The sequence below is a fragment of the Paenarthrobacter sp. NPDC089322 genome, from assembly GCF_040684895.1.
Taxonomy (GTDB): Bacteria; Actinomycetota; Actinomycetes; order Actinomycetales; family Micrococcaceae; genus Arthrobacter.
Genome location: NZ_JBFBGW010000011.1, coordinates 82,038 through 99,724 on the forward strand (window position 1 = coordinate 82,038; position 17,687 = coordinate 99,724).

Below are 17,687 nucleotides of genomic sequence, written 5' to 3' on the forward strand. Positions count from 1 at the left end.
TGGAATCGGCTCGGTCAGGGCTACTGCTGAAATCCAAGGATTACTGACCGGCCGTTCGGTAATATATACAGGGTACATGAATGCCCGGCGGAGTACAGCAGAATTTTTCAGGCGTGAGCGAGCGAGCGTGCGGCCCACAGCGGCCAACCGTGAGAGAGCGTTAGGCGCGGCCGCCCAGCTTACGCGCAAGTTTCATCGGCTTCTTCAAGAACTCCCCCACGCTGGTACGCACAATGAGCGTCTCGTTAAGAGCATCCAGCCTTTCGAGCACGTGGTCCAGCTTGGCGGCTGATTCATCAAGACGCCGCTGCTGGGCCCGAATGAGCTCCTCCTGCTCGGCAAGAACGCGGGTCAGGTAGAGCAGCCCGCCCAAGCCACCCTTGGCCAGGTCATCGCGGAGGTGGCTGTCGCGAACCAGGGCGTCATATTCGGCGTGTTCCGAGGCCTGGGCGAAGATGCTGTTGCCGTCATGTCCTTGGGAATCCGGGCGCTGCGACCAGAACGCCAAGGGCTCGCCGTCCAGGAAACCTACAGGGGAGTGGCTGAGGACACGCAGGTGGAACTCCCAGTCGCCCACCACAGGCAGGTTTTCGTCAAAGTAGCCGATGGCGTCGTGCAGGCTCCGGCGGTACAGGAAAGAAATGGGCACGGCCCGGTTGATCTTGAGCATGTCGGCCAGGGTTATCTGCCGCATGTCGGCCCAAAAGATCTCACGACGGACGGGCTCGATCCTGCCCTCCGTAACTTCCTCGATGACAATCTCTGTGCGGACCATCACGCCGCTTTCGGCTGAATGCGCAGGGTCCTCCAAGTAGTCGACCGCGCTCTCCAGGAAGGTTGGCGCCCAGAAGTCGTCGTCATCGTGGATCACGATGAACTCGCCGGCTCCGGCCTTGATTCCAGCATTGGAGGCCGCCTCCATGCCTACGGATTCAGCATGGTGCAGGGTGGTGATGCGGCTCCGCTCGGAGTCCGCCCGCTGGGAGGTGAGTCGGTCGACGTCGGCCGGGTTGCCGCCGTCGTTCACAATCACCACTTCGAAATCCTGGAAGGTCTGACTGAAGATGTCGTCCAGGGCGCGTGCCAGGAAAATCGGGCGGTTCTTGGTTCGGGTCACAATGGTGACGCGGGCACCGGCAGTCATGGCTCGTCCGTTCCGTTCGGGAAGTGTGATCAATCCTGCATGTTAGCAGCGCGGGCGGGTTCGGAAGCGAGCTTTGCGCGAACCGCCACAACCTCGCTTTCCGAGACCCCGTTCGCGACCAGGAAGGACACGACATCCAGCGCGTCCAGGAACTCCCTCAAACTGGCCCGGCGTCGCAGCAACATAGCTTCAAGATCCTCGTCCGACAGGTAAGGATCGTGCGCGTGGGGAGCTCCATGCGTGCGGTGGCGCTCGTTGATTCCGCGGGCGGCCAGCTCGTAGCCGTGCACGATTTCCTCGTCACTGGCACCGGCCATCCGCTGCAGCATCAAAGCGATCACACCGCTGCGATCCCTCCCCGCCGAGCAATGAACCACCACCTTGCCGGGAGATGCCGCGATCGCTTTGAAAACCGCCGCAATCTTGTCCCCGAACAGCCTCACGTAGTCGCCGTACTGCGCCGGGTCCTTGAGATAGGGACCAAAAAGCTCATCAAACTCACCGTGGTTGGGGTCTTCTGTCGGGCAATGTACGACGTCGATCCGCGCCTTTACGTCGTCCGGAACCTCCGGATCGGTGTCGCGTTGCCGCCGCTCCCCCGCGGCGCGCAGGTCGATAATGGTGCGGATGCCGTCGTCGTACATTTGCTGCCACCCGGCCTCGGTGACCCATTCGTGGCGGCCCATCCGAAATACGTCACCGGCGATCCGCCACGCATTAACGGCGCCGTCCCAGTTGGCGCGAAGGTGCGAACCCGCTGAATCTGTCCCATCCATAGGAGTTAGCTAAGCACACCGGCGACTCCGAGGAAGGGGATTCGGCGGGAAACCCAAGGACGATCGAAAGATACAGGGTCTTGCGCAGCGGAAGTGACTCATGTCATACTTCTTCTCGATACGCATCGACGATACGTATCGATGATGGGCTGAGGCCTATCATCAGACCGTTCAGAAGCGAGCAGAAGGAGGCCTGGTGGTGCCCACCAGCAAGGACGTTGCCCAAGCCGCCGGAGTCGCGCAAAGCACAGTCTCCTATGTCCTCAGCGGGAAGCGCCCCATCTCCGAGAAGACCCGGAAAAAGGTCGAAGACGCCATCCAGCAGTTGACGTATCAGCCCAACGCCGGAGCCCGTGCGTTGGCAAGCCGCAAAACCCGAGTCATCGGGCTGGTCATCCCCTTCATCCCCGAATTGCACATGGCATCGATCATGGAATTCGTCTCGGTGATCGCCAACACCGCCCGACTCTACGACCACGACATCCTGCTGGTCACCGAAGACGAGGGCGCGCCGGGCCTGCAGCGAGTGGTGGGCCAGCAGATCTGCGATGGGCTGATCCTGATGCAGGTGGAAGGCGACGACGAGCGACTCCCGGTGGTGCGGAGCCTCCACGTTCCTGTGGTGCTGATCGGCATTCCGCACGACCCCTCTGGCCTGGTCTGCATTGATGCGGACTTTGAGATGGCCGGAGAGCAATGCGTGCAGGACCTCGCTGCTGCCGGGCACACGGTTATTTCCGTCATCGGTTGGCAGCCGGAAGTGGTGGACCGGCATGTCAACTACGTTGATCGCTTCATCTCCGGCACCAACAAGGCCGCAAAATCCTTGGGCGTGAAAGTGCTGCACTTGCCAGGCGGCAGCGACCGTGAGGTTATCGCCGATTCGGTAGACAAGGCTTTGGCGCAGACCACCGGAGTCCCTGCGTTTATTGCCCCCGACGGCACCGTCCAGGACGTTCTTCGACGCGCACTGACCAGCCGAGGCCTCACTCCCGGCAAGGACGTCTCCGTGATTGGCAGTGCCTCCCCCACCTTGGCTGAGCTTCAGCCCGTTCCGCTTTCCACCATCGATCTCCGTCCCGCAGAAGTCTCCCGCCGTGCGGTGAAGATTATTTGCGATCTCCTCGAATCCGATAGCCAGGGACCAACCGAATCCTTGGAATTGGTTCCAACGGTCATTACGCACCGTGCCAGCACGCTCCGTCCACCCCACGGCAGCTAAACCCCTTTTCACAGCACTCTGCACGACATCCGTTTCCGAATTTATCGATACGCATCGTCGATACGCATCGATAACCAACTCCAGAACAAAAGGAACAGACAATGAAGTCAGCACAAAGGACAGCCCGCCCTCTCGCCCTCGCCCTAGCCGCAGCCGTCGGCTTGCCGCTTGCCCTCTCAGGCTGCGGAACATCCACGGCGGCATCCCAGTCGGAGGCGGTCACCGAAATCTCGGTGATGGACTACTACAATAACGAGCCGGACAAGTCCTTCATCGGCGACGCCCTGACGCGATGCGGGACCGAGGCAGGCGTCACCATCAAGCGGGAAACTGTCCCCGGCAAATCCCTCATCTCCAAGGTGCTGCAGCAGTCCTCCTCCAAGACGCTGCCGGATGTGCTCATGCTGGACAACCCGGACCTGCAGCAGATTGCCGCGACGGGGGCGCTGGCTCCCCTGGCTGACTTCAAGATCAGCACGGACAATTTTGCCCAGGGCGTCCTCAGCGCAGGCACCTATAAGGACAAGGTCTACGGCCTGGCTCCGACGGTCAACACGATTGCTCTCTTCTACAACAAGGACATCCTTTCGGCGGCCGGCGTTACTCCGCCCACGACGTGGGATGAGCTGAAGGCAGCAGCCGCCAAGCTCACGGCCGGCGACCAGTATGGGCTGGCCTTCAACGCGAACCCCACGTACGAGGGCACGTGGCAGTTCCTCCCGGTCATGTGGTCCAACGGCGGAGATGAGAAGAAGATCGACACCCCGGAGACCGAGCAGGCCCTGCAGCTCTGGACCGACCTGGTCAAGAGTGGCTCAGTATCGTCCTCCGCCCTGAACTGGACCCAGGCGGACGTGAAGGACCAGTTCATGGCCGGCAAGGCAGCCATGATGGTCAACGGTCCCTGGCAGATCCCGGCCCTGGATAAGCAACCCGCTCTCCAGTACGGCGTTGTGAAGATTCCGGTCCGTGAAGCCGGCCAGACGTCCGTTGCTCCCTTGGGTGGCGAAGTGTGGACTGTCCCCCAGACCGGCAACAAGGCGCGTCAGGCCAAGGCCGCTGAGGTGGTCTCGTGCCTCAACAGCGACGAGAACCAGTTGGCCATGGCGAAAGCCCGCAACACCATCCCTTCCAAGACCACGCTCGCGGACCAGTTCGCCACGGAAAACCCCAAACTCGCCACCTTCACGGAACTGATCAAGACCGCACGTGCCCGCACCGGCCAACTCGGCGAGGAATGGCCGGCCCAAGCCACCAAAATCTACACCGCCATCCAGACATCGCTGACCGGCAACGCTTCCCCGGCCGATGCCCTCAAGCAAGCACAAGGCCAGTAAGCAGCAAGCCCATGTCATTGACAACAGATCTATCGCAAACGGCGGCGCCTGCCACGGGTAAAACGTCCCGGAAGCGCAGCTCCGCGAACCACGGAGGAAACAAGCCTCCACGGCCACGGCGCCGTACCCGCCAACGCCGCGAGCGCATCTTCCAGTGGCTCTTCCTCGTTCCCGCTGTGGTCTACATGGCCCTGTTCTTTGGCTATCCCGTGGTCAAGAACATCGTCATGAGTTTCCAGGAGTACACCACCGCCACCTTCTTCACTGGAGAAGCCCCCTGGGTGGGCGTGGCGAACTACGCAACTGTACTGACGTCGTCGTTGTTTTCCACCTCGCTGTTGAACACCGTGCTCTTCACGCTTGGCTCCATCGTGGGGCAGTTCGTCATCGGACTTGCCTTGGCGATCTTCTTCCAGCGCAAATTCCCGCTCAACGGCATCCTCCGCTCATTGTTGCTGTTGCCTTGGCTCCTGCCCCTGATCGTCTCCAGCGCCGTTTGGCGCTGGATCCTGGACAAGGACAGCGGAGCGTTGAACCGTTTTCTGGGAGACCTCGGCATCATTGACACCGGCGTTCCATGGCTGACCAGTACTTCGCTGGCGCTCATCGCCGTAATTGGCGTGAACATCTGGATCGGCATTCCGTTCAACCTGACCATTCTCTACGGCGGTCTCCAGGAAATCCCGGACGAACTCTATGAGGCCGGTTCCCTCGATGGCGCCACTGGCTGGAAAGCGTTCCGGCACATCACGTGGCCGATGCTCCGGCCGGTGGTGAGCGTGGTGCTGGTGCTGGGCGTCGTCTACACCCTGAAGGTATTGGATATCATCCTGGGCCTGACCAACGGCGGCCCGGCAAACTCCACCCAAACCATCGCTACCCAGTCCTATGACCTTTCCTTCCACGAATTCAAGTTCGGCGAAGGCGCGGCCCTGGGCAACGTGCTGGTGATCATCTCCCTGGTGTTCGCGGTCCTGTACCTGCGGGCCAGCCGACGCGCAGTGGACGAGTGAGGACACCATGACAACCGTACTGAAAAAGTCCGTCCGCCAACCTGCACGGATAATGCCTCCGGCAAGAAGGAACTGGGGCTACACCGCGTTGGCCGTCTTCTTCCTGGCCATCATGCTGTTCCCGGTGTACTGGATGGTCAACGCCTCCCTGCAGCCCAACGGCACCACGCTGGAAACCTCCTGGCTGCCCTTGAAACCGGACTTCACCGGCTACGCCACAGCCATCAACGAGCAAGCCGGGAACCTCGGCACCAGCCTTGTCATCTCCCTCGGCAGCGTCCTGTTGAGCCTGGCAATAGCAGCGCCTGCGGCCTACGCGCTGGCCTACTTCAAAGTACGCGGAGCCGGCGTGGTCCTTTTTGCCATCCTCATCAGCCAAATGATCCCGGGCATCGTAGTGGCCAACGCCCTCTACACCGCCTACAACGATCTCGGCCTGCTCAACTCCATCCCCGGCCTGATCCTCGCGGACTCGGCGCACGGTATCCCGTTCGCCATCCTTATCATCCGCGCCTTCATGAACGGCATGCCCGCGTCCGTGATCGAGGCAGCACGGGTGGACGGGGCGGGCCACATCAGGGCGTTCTGGTCGATCGTGATTCCGCTGAGCCGGAACTCCTTGATCACCGCCGGGCTCTTCACCTTCCTGTTCGCGTGGAGCGACTTCCTGTTTGCCCTCACCCTGACTACAACCGAAGCCGTCCGTCCCGTCACCCTGGGCATTTTCCAGTACATCGGCGCCTATGTGAACGACTGGAGTTCAGTGATGGCGACGGCGGTACTCGCCTCCATCCCGGCCATCGTCTTGTTGGTCGCCGCCCAAAAATACATCGCCGCAGGTACTACCGGCGGCGCGGTCAAGTAGACCGTCACTCATCAGAAGGAAAGAATCATGCCCGAAACAAGCAAGCCCATCCGAGTCACCGTCTGGAGCGAAAACCGGCACGAGAAGCGCGACGAACTGGTGGCCCGCCTCTACCCGGAAGGAATGCACGGCGCCGTCAAGGCGGGCATCGAGGAGAACCTGGGTTCCGCCGTCGAGGTCCGGACCGCCACCCTGGACGAACCCGAGCACGGCCTCACCGAGGAAGTCCTCGCCAACACCGACGTCCTCACGTGGTGGGGCCACATGTCACATGCGGATGTTGACGACGAAATCGTGGAACGCGTCCACCGGCACGTGCTGGCCGGCATGGGGCTGATCGTGCTGCATTCCGGGCATTGGTCCAAGATCTTCACCAAGCTCATGGGCACCACCTGCACGTTGCGCTGGCGTTCGGAACACGACCGCGAACTCGTCTGGACCGTGGACCCGACCCACCCCATCGCCAAGGGCGTGCCGCACCCGATCGTGATCCCGGAGCAGGAAATGTACGGCGAATTCTTCGACATCCCCACGCCCGAGGAACTCGTGTTCATCAGCTCATTCAGCGGCGGCGAAGTGTTCCGATCCGGCTGCACGTTCCGCCGCGGGCACGGCAAGATCTTCTTCTTCAGCCCAGGCGACCAGGACTACCCGGTCTATCACCACAAAGACATCCGGCGCGTCATCGCCAACGCCGTGGAATGGGCCGTCACCGACCGTCCCGAACGCGCCGTCCCGGAGCTGCTCAGGTATGAAACCGACGACTTCTTCAACGGCAAGACCTACCAAGGAGCAAACGCGTGAACACGCCTTTCGCCACGATCCCCGACGACGGCACTCCCCTGCGCGTCGTAGTGGTCGGCGCCGGGGGGATGGGCCGTGCGTGGCTTCGGGCCGTCGAATCCTCACCGTTGGTAGAGCTTGTGGGCATCGTGGATCTGGAACTTGCCACGGCTTCTGCAGCGGCAGCCTCACTGGGGCGGCCCGACCTCCCGGTCGGTGCCGGGACAACGGCGCTGGCGTCCGACGTCGGAGCCCAAGCGGTCATCAACGTCACCGTTCCAGCAGCGCATCATCCGGTCACTACCGAGGCCCTCGCTGCGGGCCTGCCGGTCCTTGGCGAAAAGCCCGTGGCCTCTACGGTGGCGCAGGGGCTTTCCCTCGCGGCAGCCGCTGAGCTTCACGGCCAGCTGTTCATGGTCAGCCAGTCCCGGCGATATAACCGGCAACTGTTTGACGCCAAGCGGCTGTCCGGGTCCTTGGGCGCCGTTGGCATTGTTTCTGCCGAGTTCTTCAAGGCGCCGCACTTTGGCGGCTTCCGCGATGCCATGGACCACCCACTGTTGCTGGACATGGCGATTCATCAATTCGACATGGCCCGGTTCCTGCTCGACGCCGATCCCGTCTCTGTTTTCTGCGAGGAGTACAACCCCTCGTGGAGTTGGTACCGCGGGGATGCCGGGGCCACGGCCGTCTTCGAAATGACCGGCGGGGAGCGCTTCGTGTTCAACGGAAGCTGGTGCAGCCCCGGCCAGGAAACCTCGTGGAACGCCTCATGGCGTATCAGCGGCGAGCACGGCACAGTCTTGTGGGATGGGGACAACGAACCGGTTTCCTCTGTTTCCAGTGGTGCCGGTGCTGGTTCGGAGGACCCCGGCCAGGAGATCGCCGGTTCCCTTCGGGACTTCGTCTCTGCAGTCCGCACGGGAAGCACCCCAATGGGCGAGGTGCACCGGAACATCATGAGCCTGGCCATGGTGGAGGCGGCCATCCTGAGTGCCTCGTCCGGGGCCCGAATTTCGGTGGATGCGCTGCTTGAGGACTCGTACCAACAGGCCCTCCTTGCTGAGCGGGACCCCGCTGTGTTGGAGGTCTTGAAGTCATGGACCTCGGTTCGCAGTGCGCTCGCGGGAGGCAGTGCGCTCGCGGGGGAAGGCGTTCGGCTGTGACGCGGAAGCTGCGGGTGGGCATGGTGGGCTACTCCTTCATGGGTGCGGCCCACTCGCATGCGTGGCGAACCGCGCCCCGCTTCTTCGATCTCCCACTTGCGCCCGAACTGACGGCGCTGGCTGGCAGGAGTGCCGCCGGTGTTCAGACAGCCGCGGACAAGTTCGGCTGGGATTCCGTGGAGACGGACTGGCGCCGCCTCATTGAACGGGATGACATCAACCTGATCGATATCTGTTCCCCCGGAAACACCCACGCCGAGATTGCGATTGCCGCTTTGGAAGCGGGCAAACACGTGCTCTGCGAGAAACCCTTGGCCAACAGTGTGGCTGAGGCCGAGAAGATGACCGCTGTCGCATCCTCGGCTGCTGAGCGGGGCGTGTACTCGATGTGCGGTTTCACGTATCGGCGAACTCCCGCGCTGGCCCTGGCAAAGCGGATGGTGGACGACGGCCGGTTGGGCCAACTCCGGCACGTACGCGCCCAGTATCTCCAGGACTGGTTGACCGACGCGGACGCTCCCCTGACGTGGCGCCTGGACAAGTCAAAGTCCGGCTCTGGTTCCTTGGGCGATATCGGTGCCCACAGTATCGACGCCGCCCAGTGGATCACCGGGTCCACCATCACAGGGGTTTCGGCCCTCATGGAGACGTTCGTGAAGGAACGGCCGATCGGCGGGGAGTTCGTAGGGCTCGGTGGGCATGGTGGTACAGACGGTCCGCGCGGTCCCGTCACCGTGGACGACGCGGCGATCTTCACCGCCCGTTTCCAGGCAAAGACATCCGCGGGCGGAAAGACATCCGACGCCGGCCCCATAGGTGTGTTCGAGGCGTCGCGGTTCGCCCTGGGACGGAAGAACGCCATGCGGCTGGAACTCAACGGCACGCTCGGCTCGTTGGCTTTCGACTTCGAGGACATGAACTCGCTGTCCTTCTACGATGCCTCCGAGGAGGACGCCGGTTTCCGCCGGATCATCGTGACGGAACCATCACACCCCTACGTCGGAAACTGGTGGCCCACAGGACACGGCCTGGGCTACGAACACGGATTCACGCACCAAGTGGTGGACCTCGTGAACGCCATCGCTGACGGTCACCGGCCCGAGCCGTCATTCGCTGACGCACTGCAGGTCCAAAAGGTGCTCGCAGCGGTGGAAGCGAGCGCCGAAGCGGAAAGCCGCTGGGAGAAGGTGTGATTTTGGCTCACACGATGGGGGTCGCCGAAGGGGTTGGCTTTCAGCTTAGGCGTTTGCTGTGGCCGGAAGGCGACCCCTCGGCGCCTGCTTTCAACGTTTGGCGAGCTGGGTCAGCTTCACCGAGGACAGCAGTGCTGAAGCATAGGCCTGATGTCCTTCATCGTTCGGGTGGAAGTTGGCGTCGGCAAGCGGCTGAGTCAGGTCCAGCACAATCCATGGGTTGTCGGAGTTCACGGCATGCCCGGTGAACCGTTTGGTGACATCGATGAACACCGCGTTCGTCCCACTCTCAGCCACGGCTTTCGCGATGGTCGCGTTGAGTGCATCAATAGCCTGGTTCACCAGGATCTGGTTTTCTACGGGGACTACGGTTACGCCGTTCACCACAATGTCGCCTTGGGAAGGATCGAACAGCCGCGGGTAGCCCAAAACTGCAATGACAGCATCAGGCGCAGAAGCCTGAATGGCCTGGTACGTGGCTTCCAGTCCGGCTTCGAGTGTTCCCAGGTTTTGAATGATTCCGGCAACAGTGGCAGCGCATGTCACAGTATCGGGTGAGGCGCAGGCCTGCAGGGCAAGCAAGCTGCCGGCGTCCACCGCCCCGGCGGTGATGCTCACCAGCTCGGCGTCAGCAAGGGCTTGTTGCCCCACGGGGCTGAAGATCTGTTCCGCAACTGTTGGCGTCATGAAGTCATAAAACGGACTGGTGGAAGAGAGCACCGCGCCGTGGCATGCGAGGTTCGCCACCAGGCTGACCTTGGGAGAGTCGTCAACGAGATCGACATAGCCGCCCTCGCTTTGCCAGCAGGCAACACCTGAAGGCCTGGTCACGCCGCCAGCCCCCGTCCCCGCCGTATACGAATCACCCAATGCCACGTAGTCGACGGGCGGCGGAGGGGCAGCCGTTGCCGGGCCCGCAACGAATCCCATGGTGAGTGCTGCTATGGCGAGGCCGCCCGCGAGAGCCGGGTACCGCCGTCGTGATTGATGAGTTGCCATGACTTTCCCCTTCGCGCTGTTTGGGGCTCCGGTGTTCCGTTCACTGCTGAATGCTCTTCGCGGAAGTCGCGGCCCGCCCCACCAGTCGGCCGCATACCGGGGCAATGTGTTGGTCACATTACGCCTGGGCGGGCACGGGGAAAAGACCTTGCTGCAGGTTGCCCTCAGGCTTTGGTACGACGACGGTACAGGATGTTTCCCACCAAGGAGATGAGGCCGCCGATCAGCAGCATCACACCTACCAACGGCAGCATCGCCACAGCGTTCTTGGACGAACCTTCCAAGGGAATCTCCAGCGTCCCTGCCACGTCATCGGGGTGGTAGGTGACGTCGATGGATTCGCCGATCTCGTACGCACAAGGTTCGGCGCTGGTACCTGGCGGCGTCCGGTGGGTAATGCCGTCAACCACCACATCGGCGATGGGCTCGCACAGGCCCTTGGAGCTGATTTCCTGGTCCACCACTGTCCCTTGCCCGGCCACTGTCCCCTCCGGCGGAGGCGCGTTGTGGAAGAGAAGCAGCCAAAGGCATCCAAGGATGAGGGCGATAATTGCCGTGCGAAGGCTGAAGCGGGGCTTTCGGGGCGTGCTTGGCGGAAGCGTTGCCATGTCCTTGTCAGTCACGCGCCGTACTTTGCCAGCCGGTACTCCAGTCCATTGCGCACGGCAGGCCATTCGTGCTCGAGGATGGAAAAGACCACGGTGTCGCGGAGGACGCCGTCTTTGGTGCGCGAGTGGTTCCTTAGGACTCCATCCTGCTTGGCACCGAGCCGGGCGATGGCTTCCCGGGACTGGTGGTTGAGCCAGTGCGTGCGGAACTCGACGGCCGGGCATTGCAGCACTTCGAATGCGTGCCGAAGAAGCAGCAGCTTGGAATCCGGATTCGTGCCGGTTCCGTGGGCGGAAGCCGCGTTCCAGGTGGAGCCGATCTCGACGCGTGGCGTGTCGGCGTCGATGTTCATGTACGTGGTCATCCCGATGAGCTTGCCGGTGCTGTTCAAGCGTGTGGCGAACGGCACCATGGAGCCCTTCACCTGCAAGTCCAGACGACGTTCGATCTCGGCGGCCATGCCTTCCGGCGTCGGGACCGAGGTGTACCAAAGCTTCCAGAGCGCGCCGTCCTTGGCGGCCTCCACCAAACCATCGTGATGATCAGTCCGCAAAGGTTCCAGCGTCACGAATTTGCCTGTCAGGATGATGGGTTCAATGGAAGTCACCCGATTAGCCTAACCGGGGCCGGCGTCAGTCATTCCACTCGAAGAATCCCTTGCCGGTCTTTCGCCCCAGTTCGCCGCGTGCCACCTTGTCGCGAAGGATCTGCGGCGGAGCGAAACGGTCCCCAAGTGTGGAGTGCAGGTACTCTGCGATGCCGAGCCGCACATCCAGCCCCACGATGTCAGTGGTCTTCAACGGACCGGTGGGGTGCTTGTAACCCAGGACCATGGCGGCGTCGATGTCCTCCGCCGAAGCCACTCCTTCCTCCACCATGCGCATCGCTTCCAAGGCAATAGCGACGCCCAGCCGTGAGGACGCAAAGCCGGGAGCGTCATTGACGACGACGGCGGTCTTGCCGAGTGCCTCGGTCCAGCTTTTCGCCGCTTCAGCGAGTTCCGGCGAGGTTTCCTTGGCCAGCACCACCTCGATGAGAGTGGACGCAGGCACGGGGTTGAAGAAGTGCAGGCCCACGAAGTTGGCGGGCCGGCGCAGTTCATTGGCCAGTCCCGTCACGGAGAGAGACGACGTGTTCGACGCCAAGTAAGCGTCGGCAGAGAGGTGCTCCTCCACAGCCTTCAGCGCAGTGACTTTGAGCTCGTAATCCTCGGGAACAGCCTCAACAACCAGGCCACAGTGGATAAAGGAAGCGTAATCCGTGGACGTACTGAAGCGACCCATGGCTTGCTCAGGCGTTTCAGTCAGCGTCCCGCGGGCAGCTGATTTCGTTACGGCCTCCTCGACCCTGCCCTGGGCACCAGCGGCTGCCTCGTGATCCCGCTCCACGACGATCACCGTTGCTCCCTTGGTGAGGAACGCATGGGCAATACCCGCGCCCATGCGGCCGCCGCCGAGGACTCCGACGACGTGGGGAATTTCAGGGTTGCTGGTCATTGTTGGGTCCTGTCCTGGGCCGGGGCTTCTGTATTCTTGGCGGACTTCTTGTCCAGGAACGCCTGCATGCGGTCGAACTTGGCCTGTGATTCGAAAAGGATCCCTTGGGCAAGGGTGTCGATCACCGGGTGGGCTTCTGCCGGAGCGTGGAAAACGGACTTGGTGATCCGGACAGCGAGGGGGTCTTGGCGGCTGATCCGATCAGCCAAGTTGTGTGCTGCATCCATAAGTTCCGGAGCCTCGTGGATCGCCGTGATCAGGTTGATCCGCAGGGCTTCCTCGGCCCTGAGGACAGCGCCGGCCAGCAGGATCTCCTTGGCTTTAGGCTCCCCGATGAGTTCCTTGAGCCTCCACGTAGCACCGGCTGCCGCCAGGATTCCCAAGCCCGTTTCCGGATTGCCGATCCGCACGCTCGGGGTTCCGATGCGGAAGTCCGCTGCATAAGCGAGCTCAGCGCCGCCGCCGAGGCAATAGCCGTCAAGCGCCGCGATGACGGGCATCGGCAGTTTGGCGATGCGCACGAAGATTGTCGAGTTGATGCCTTGCAGGGCGTCGTCGCGGCGCCGCTCCCGCAGTTGGCCGATGTCAGCTCCCGATGCGAACACCCCGTCAGTACCGGCGATGATCAGGATTTTGGGGTTGCGTTCCAGCTCGGCGCAGACGAAGTGCAGTTCATCGACCATTTTCTGGTCGATGGCGTTGCGAACCTCAGGGCGATTCAGCAAGACAGTAACTCGGTCGTCGCGTTCCTCGATAAGGAGGGTGCTGAAGTTATCCGGGTTCAGTGGCATTACACGCCTTCCACAAGCATCGCGGTTCCCTGGCCCACACCGATGCACATCGTCGCCAAGCCGAGCTTCGGTCCGTTGTTCGAGGTGAGCTCGCGCTCCATGCGGCCCAACAGCGTAATCGCGATACGCGAGCCGCTGGAACCCAGCGGATGCCCCAGACTGATGGCACCGCCGTCGTTGTTCACTATCTCTTGGTCCAACCCAAGGCGGCGCATGGTCGCCAGCGATTGCGTCGCGAACGCCTCGTTGAGTTCAACCGCGCCGAGCTGCTCCACGCTGAGTCCTGTCCTCGCGAGCACCTTTTGGGTGGCCGGGACGGGGCCGATGCCCATGATTTCAGGCTCGCAACCGGCGGAGGCGCCGTCGATGATCCGGGCCCGAGGCGTCAAGCCGAACTTGTTGATAGCGGCTTCAGACGCGACGATGATGGCCGAGGCGCCGTCGTTGAGGCTGGACGAATTGCCGGCCGTCACCACCGAACCTCCCGGCACTACGGGCCGCAATCCTGCGAGCACGTCCATGGTGGTGCCCTCGCGGGGGCCTTCGTCCGTGTCGACGACGGTCTCGGCCTTGCGCGTCTTCACGGTCACCGGGACGATCTCCTCCTTGAAACGCCCGCCGGCGATTGCGGCCAGCGCGCGTTCATGGGAGCGGACGGCAAAGGCATCTGCATCTTCGCGGGAGATGTTGTCCACCCGCCCCACTTCCTCGGCCGTTTCAGGCATTGAGTACGTCATCTTGCCGTCGCGGGACAGCTCACCCTTGGTGAACAGGGGGTTGGCGAAGCGCCATCCGATGGAAGTATCAAAGATCTGGCCGGGCTTGGCGAAGGCCGCAGCCGGCTTCTCCTGAACCCAGGGCGCGCGGCTCATGGACTCGACGCCGCCGGCCACCACGATGTCCGCCGCTCCGGCCTTGATCATCTGGCTGGCCATGATGATGGCGCTGAGGCCCGATGCACACAGCCTGTTCACGGTGATGCCGGGGATGTGGAGTGGCAGACCCGCCAGGAGTGTCGCCATGCGCGCCACGTTACGGTTTTCCTCACCGGCGCCATTCGCGTTGCCGAGGATGACCTCGTCAATGGAATCAGGATCGACGCCGGCACGCGCCACGGCCTCGCGGACCACCAAAGCGGCGAGGTCGTCGGGGCGGACGGACGAGAGCGCCCCGCCGTAGCGACCGACCGGCGTACGTGCGCCGCCAACAAGAAAAGCCTCGACCATGAGAACATCCTTCGCGAAGTGAAAGGGATCGGCTCGGAATAATATACCGACCGTTCGTTCTATAAAGATTACACGGACATGTGTGCCGGTCAACAGGCCAGTCCGCAGATGAAGCCACCTCCGTCAACGAAGCCTCCCCTGAAGCCCTATCGCGTCAGATCACCCGGATCCCCAGGTGTCCCGCGAGCAGCGGGGCCATAAGGCTCAGCTGGTAATCATCGATAATCACACCGGCCAAGCCTGCCAATCCGTTGATGCCGCGGAACTCGGAACTCCGAAGGTCCACGTCCTTGAGTTTTGCGCCCGTGACGTCCAGGGTGCCGATAGTGCAGTTCTTCAACGCCACGCGCGTTCCGGTGCAGCCTCCGAGGTCCAACTCATTGATGATGCAGTCGGAGATCTGTACGTCCATGAGCTTGGACGCGCGCAGGTTCACGTAATCCAGTTTGCCGCCGTCGATTCGCACGGAGCGCCACGTGCCCTCATAAAGTTCGGCCGAACCCCATCTCGGGTTCCTGATCTCAACGTCCTGCCACGACGTGCGGGCTGCCGTGAAGACAGGGGCGTACGGTTCAGCCAGGATGCACTCGCGGAAGGTTACGCCCCGCAACTGTGCCTCATTGAAGGACACAGCATTGAACTCACACTCGATGAAGTCGGCGCCGCTCAATTCCGCGCCGTCGGCCAACGACCGGTTAAACCTGATCCCGTCATACCGTTCCCCACGCTGGAAGTCCGGGGCGTCGTCGTCGCGCAGTTCTTCCAACCGGACAACCGGAATCCTGGGGGCAGCAACCTTGGCTGCCGCCATCAGAGGGATTCCGCCTTTGCCGCAATTTCTGCGAGGTCCTTGCTGAGGGCCTTGCGGGTCATGCTCATCCCGATCTTGCCGAACAATGCCATGGTGATCTTGCTCAGGAGCGTGGGTTTCACGACGTCAGCGCCGAAAGTCAGCGTGAGGTCCGTGCCGCCGTCGCGTTCTGCCAAGTTGAAACGAGTGGTGTAGTCGGCCCCGCCTTGAAGGGCTTTGACGGTGGTGCTGCGTGGCGGATCCGTCTGGGAAACCCACATCTCCACGGTCTCCTGGCGGCCCATCATGGTGCGGGTTTCCTTCCAGCGCGTGCCCTCGCCGTACGGGCCTTCGCTGAGCATCTGAATCGAGTCGATCCCGGAGATCGTGGCGGCTGATCCCGGAATGTCCGAGATGACGGCCCAGACTTTCTCCGGGCTGGCGTTGATGTGCTGGGTGAGAGTGGTGGTGTGTTCCATATGTCGAGCCTAGACCCGGCCACCGACACTCCCAACCGATCCCCCCGTTGCCAGACCCGCACTGCGCCCCAAACTCCTAAGCAGGCCCCACAACGCGAACGGCGGGCGCCCCCGAAAAGGGAGCACCCGCCGTCGAGCGTTGAAGCCAGGAGCGCTAGCTGAACAGCTCGCTCTTCGGCTCCCGGTTCTTGACCTTCTGCCAACCGAGCCAGAGGACCAGGGCGAAGAACGGTATGGTCGCCAGCGTCCAGAGGCCAAGAAGGAAGACCTCCCCGGTTTCCTTGTTCGTGATGGTGTCGAAGCCGATCAGAACGGTGATGGCCAGCAGCGCGAACAGGCCGAGCCAGCTGGTCCACGGCGAACCCGGCATGGGCAGGGACGACACTGCGCCCTTCTTCTTACGCAGGGCTATCTGGCTCGCGAAGATGGAACCCCATGTGAAGATCACACCAATGGAAGCGGTGTTCAGGGCGAGGTCGAACGCATGCGAACCACCGAGCCAGATGTTCAGCAGGATGCCTACGAGGTAAACGCCGCCAATCGCCAGGATTGCCGCGTAGGGAACATGGCGGGTGGACATCTTGGTGAGCCACTGCGGCGCGTGACCGTTGTTGGCCATGGTGCGGAAAATTCGGCCGATCGAGTAGAGACCCGAATTGCAGGAAGACAACGCAGCGGTGATGACGATCATGTTCATGACGTCGCCCATCCAACCAAGGCCCATCTGGCCGAAAACAGTAACGAACGGAGACGTACCGGCCTTGTACTGGTCCGACGGCAGAAGCATTGCCAGCAGGGTCACGGAACCGACGTAGAACACCACAATGCGGAGCACGACGGCGCGGATCGCCTTGGGAACTTCACGCTCCGGATTCTCCATCTCGCCAGCGGTGATACCGACGAGCTCGATGGCGTTGTAAGCGAAGATCACGGCGTTCAGGACGAGGATCATCACGAGGGCACCCTTGGGGAACATGCCGCCGTCGTCGTGGAACAGGTTGGCAACGGATGCGTTGCCCTCACCCACCTTGGCGTTGGTGACCACCATGAACGTGCCCACGGCCAGGAAGATCACAATGGCTGCGACCTTCAAGCAGGATGCCCAGAATTCGAACTCACCGAACGCCTTGACGCTGAACAGGTTCACGGCCACCAGCAGCACCAGCGCAGCGATGGCGGACAGTTCCACTGGAACGTTCGGGAAGAAGAACTGGAAATAGAGGCCGATGGCGATGAGCTCGGCAATGCCTGTCATGGCCCAGTTGATGAAGTACATCCACCCGGACAGGTAGGCGCCCTTCTTGCCGAACATCTCGCCGGCGTAGCTCACGAACGAGCCTGACGTCTGTCGGTACATGATGAGTTCGCCGAGGGCGCGCATCAGCAGGTAGGCGATGACGCCCGCAATGGCGTACGAGAAAATGAGGGCCGGGCCGGTGGAGGCCAAGCGGCCGCCGGCGCCCATGAACAGGCCGACGCCGATGGCACCGCCCATGGCGATCATGGTCACGTGGCGGCGGCTCAGTGTCTTCTGGTAACCCTCTGCGCTGAGGGTGGATCCGACGGCGGTGGATGAGGCCGTGGGGTTCTGGACTTCTGTGGGGGTACTTTGCGGCACAGCCGTTCCTTGTGGGTCGGGGGTTGCTGTAGGGGTTGCGCCAGTGCCGGAACACGGGCGGCTTTGCCACACAATATTCGGGGTTTTCCGCTTTGAGGATCCCTCTGTGTGACGTGGGCCGCAGAACGCCGAAGGTTCGCGCAACCCGTCTATCTTACGCCATGTGACGGAGCACCCGTG

General features: G+C 62.3%; 18 protein-coding genes. 7 read left to right on the forward strand and 11 right to left on the reverse strand.

The features are described from left to right. Window positions 1-160: 160 nt before the first annotated feature. Window positions 161-1,144: a glycosyltransferase family 2 protein gene (locus AB0N65_RS12740; RefSeq protein ID WP_364161779.1), complete on the reverse strand. Its 984-nt coding sequence runs from the start codon at window positions 1,142-1,144 to the stop codon at window positions 161-163. A 29-nt stretch (window positions 1,145-1,173) separates the two neighbouring features. After that, window positions 1,174-1,920: a tyrosine-protein phosphatase gene (locus AB0N65_RS12745; RefSeq protein ID WP_364161782.1), complete on the reverse strand. Its 747-nt coding sequence runs from the start codon at window positions 1,918-1,920 to the stop codon at window positions 1,174-1,176. 196 nt (window positions 1,921-2,116) lie between these two features. On the opposite strand from AB0N65_RS12745, the gene AB0N65_RS12750 reads away from it, so the two are divergent. From AB0N65_RS12750 to AB0N65_RS12780, 7 genes are all read left to right on the forward strand, one after another. After that, window positions 2,117-3,142 carry a LacI family DNA-binding transcriptional regulator gene (locus tag AB0N65_RS12750; RefSeq protein WP_364161785.1) on the forward strand — a complete coding sequence of 342 codons (1,026 nt, stop codon included), beginning with the start codon at window positions 2,117-2,119 and terminating at the stop codon, window positions 3,140-3,142. Between the two features lie 101 nt (window positions 3,143-3,243). Continuing rightward, complete coding sequence (locus tag AB0N65_RS12755) at window positions 3,244-4,479, forward strand: extracellular solute-binding protein (protein ID WP_364161788.1); 1,236 nt, start codon at window positions 3,244-3,246, stop codon at window positions 4,477-4,479. Window positions 4,480-4,490: 11 nt separating this feature from the next. Then, on the forward strand, window positions 4,491-5,492 hold the full coding sequence (locus tag AB0N65_RS12760) for a sugar ABC transporter permease (RefSeq protein WP_364161790.1): 1,002 nt from the start codon (window positions 4,491-4,493) through the stop codon (window positions 5,490-5,492). Between the two features lie 7 nt (window positions 5,493-5,499). After that, entirely contained in the window at window positions 5,500-6,357 is an 858-nt protein-coding gene (locus tag AB0N65_RS12765) for a carbohydrate ABC transporter permease (protein ID WP_364161793.1), read from the forward strand. A gap of 27 nt (window positions 6,358-6,384) precedes the next feature. Further along, window positions 6,385-7,161, forward strand: a complete 777-nt coding sequence (locus tag AB0N65_RS12770; RefSeq protein ID WP_364161796.1) for a ThuA domain-containing protein — start codon at window positions 6,385-6,387, stop codon at window positions 7,159-7,161. Then, on the forward strand, window positions 7,158-8,306 hold the full coding sequence (locus AB0N65_RS12775; RefSeq protein ID WP_364161798.1) for a Gfo/Idh/MocA family oxidoreductase: 1,149 nt from the start codon (window positions 7,158-7,160) through the stop codon (window positions 8,304-8,306). The genes AB0N65_RS12770 and AB0N65_RS12775 overlap by 4 nt, the downstream gene beginning before the upstream one ends. 20 nt (window positions 8,307-8,326) lie before the next feature. Next, window positions 8,327-9,499, forward strand: coding sequence for a Gfo/Idh/MocA family oxidoreductase (locus AB0N65_RS12780; protein WP_364161909.1), 1,173 nt, complete (start codon window positions 8,327-8,329; stop codon window positions 9,497-9,499). Between the two features lie 90 nt (window positions 9,500-9,589). Here AB0N65_RS12780 and AB0N65_RS12785 read toward each other — a convergent pair whose 3' ends face one another. The 9 genes from AB0N65_RS12785 to AB0N65_RS12825 form a co-directional block, all read right to left on the reverse strand. Continuing rightward, on the reverse strand, window positions 9,590-10,498 hold the full coding sequence (locus AB0N65_RS12785; RefSeq protein ID WP_364161801.1) for an SGNH/GDSL hydrolase family protein: 909 nt from the start codon (window positions 10,496-10,498) through the stop codon (window positions 9,590-9,592). 164 nt (window positions 10,499-10,662) lie between these two features. Then, on the reverse strand, window positions 10,663-11,121 hold the full coding sequence (locus AB0N65_RS12790) for a hypothetical protein (protein WP_364161804.1): 459 nt from the start codon (window positions 11,119-11,121) through the stop codon (window positions 10,663-10,665). After that, window positions 11,118-11,714, reverse strand: coding sequence for a GNAT family protein (locus AB0N65_RS12795; protein ID WP_364161807.1), 597 nt, complete (start codon window positions 11,712-11,714; stop codon window positions 11,118-11,120). Before AB0N65_RS12795 ends, AB0N65_RS12790 begins: the two co-directional genes overlap by 4 nt. Window positions 11,715-11,739: 25 nt before the next feature. Then, window positions 11,740-12,603 carry a 3-hydroxyacyl-CoA dehydrogenase family protein gene (locus AB0N65_RS12800; protein WP_364161810.1) on the reverse strand — a complete coding sequence of 288 codons (864 nt, stop codon included), beginning with the start codon at window positions 12,601-12,603 and terminating at the stop codon, window positions 11,740-11,742. Beyond that, the gene (locus tag AB0N65_RS12805; RefSeq protein ID WP_364161813.1) at window positions 12,600-13,394 is read right to left on the reverse strand and encodes an enoyl-CoA hydratase/isomerase family protein; all 795 of its coding nucleotides are present in this window, start codon (window positions 13,392-13,394) and stop codon (window positions 12,600-12,602) included. Before AB0N65_RS12805 ends, AB0N65_RS12800 begins: the two co-directional genes overlap by 4 nt. Continuing rightward, window positions 13,394-14,620 (reverse strand): acetyl-CoA C-acyltransferase, encoded by a 1,227-nt coding sequence (locus AB0N65_RS12810; RefSeq protein WP_364161816.1) that lies wholly within the window; start codon window positions 14,618-14,620, stop codon window positions 13,394-13,396. Before AB0N65_RS12810 ends, AB0N65_RS12805 begins: the two co-directional genes overlap by 1 nt. A 154-nt stretch (window positions 14,621-14,774) precedes the next feature. Further along, window positions 14,775-15,431: a pentapeptide repeat-containing protein gene (locus AB0N65_RS12815; protein WP_364161819.1), complete on the reverse strand. Its 657-nt coding sequence runs from the start codon at window positions 15,429-15,431 to the stop codon at window positions 14,775-14,777. Beyond that, window positions 15,431-15,889 (reverse strand): SRPBCC family protein, encoded by a 459-nt coding sequence (locus AB0N65_RS12820; RefSeq protein ID WP_364161822.1) that lies wholly within the window; start codon window positions 15,887-15,889, stop codon window positions 15,431-15,433. The genes AB0N65_RS12815 and AB0N65_RS12820 overlap by 1 nt, the downstream gene beginning before the upstream one ends. 154 nt (window positions 15,890-16,043) lie before the next feature. Continuing rightward, window positions 16,044-17,507 (reverse strand): amino acid permease, encoded by a 1,464-nt coding sequence (locus AB0N65_RS12825; RefSeq protein ID WP_364161825.1) that lies wholly within the window; start codon window positions 17,505-17,507, stop codon window positions 16,044-16,046. Window positions 17,508-17,687 lie beyond the last annotated feature (180 nt).

Excerpts from the sequence above, each read along its gene's own strand:
- AB0N65_RS12800 (WP_364161810.1), bottom strand. The coding sequence starts at position 12,603 with ATGACCAGCAACCCTGAAATTCCCCACGTCGTCGGAGTCCTCGGCGGC.
- AB0N65_RS12805 (WP_364161813.1), bottom strand. The coding sequence starts at position 13,394 with ATGCCACTGAACCCGGATAACTTCAGCACCCTCCTTATCGAGGAACGC.
- AB0N65_RS12745 (WP_364161782.1), bottom strand. The coding sequence starts at position 1,920 with ATGGATGGGACAGATTCAGCGGGTTCGCACCTTCGCGCCAACTGGGAC.
- AB0N65_RS12780 (WP_364161909.1), top strand. The coding sequence starts at position 8,327 with ATGGTGGGCTACTCCTTCATGGGTGCGGCCCACTCGCATGCGTGGCGA.
- AB0N65_RS12770 (WP_364161796.1), top strand. The coding sequence starts at position 6,385 with ATGCCCGAAACAAGCAAGCCCATCCGAGTCACCGTCTGGAGCGAAAAC.
- AB0N65_RS12740 (WP_364161779.1), bottom strand. The coding sequence starts at position 1,144 with ATGACTGCCGGTGCCCGCGTCACCATTGTGACCCGAACCAAGAACCGC.
- AB0N65_RS12815 (WP_364161819.1), bottom strand. The coding sequence starts at position 15,431 with ATGGCGGCAGCCAAGGTTGCTGCCCCCAGGATTCCGGTTGTCCGGTTG.
- AB0N65_RS12765 (WP_364161793.1), top strand. The coding sequence starts at position 5,500 with ATGACAACCGTACTGAAAAAGTCCGTCCGCCAACCTGCACGGATAATG.
- AB0N65_RS12755 (WP_364161788.1), top strand. The coding sequence starts at position 3,244 with ATGAAGTCAGCACAAAGGACAGCCCGCCCTCTCGCCCTCGCCCTAGCC.
- AB0N65_RS12820 (WP_364161822.1), bottom strand. The coding sequence starts at position 15,889 with ATGGAACACACCACCACTCTCACCCAGCACATCAACGCCAGCCCGGAG.
- AB0N65_RS12760 (WP_364161790.1), top strand. The coding sequence starts at position 4,491 with ATGTCATTGACAACAGATCTATCGCAAACGGCGGCGCCTGCCACGGGT.
- AB0N65_RS12785 (WP_364161801.1), bottom strand. The coding sequence starts at position 10,498 with ATGGCAACTCATCAATCACGACGGCGGTACCCGGCTCTCGCGGGCGGC.
- AB0N65_RS12810 (WP_364161816.1), bottom strand. The coding sequence starts at position 14,620 with ATGGTCGAGGCTTTTCTTGTTGGCGGCGCACGTACGCCGGTCGGTCGC.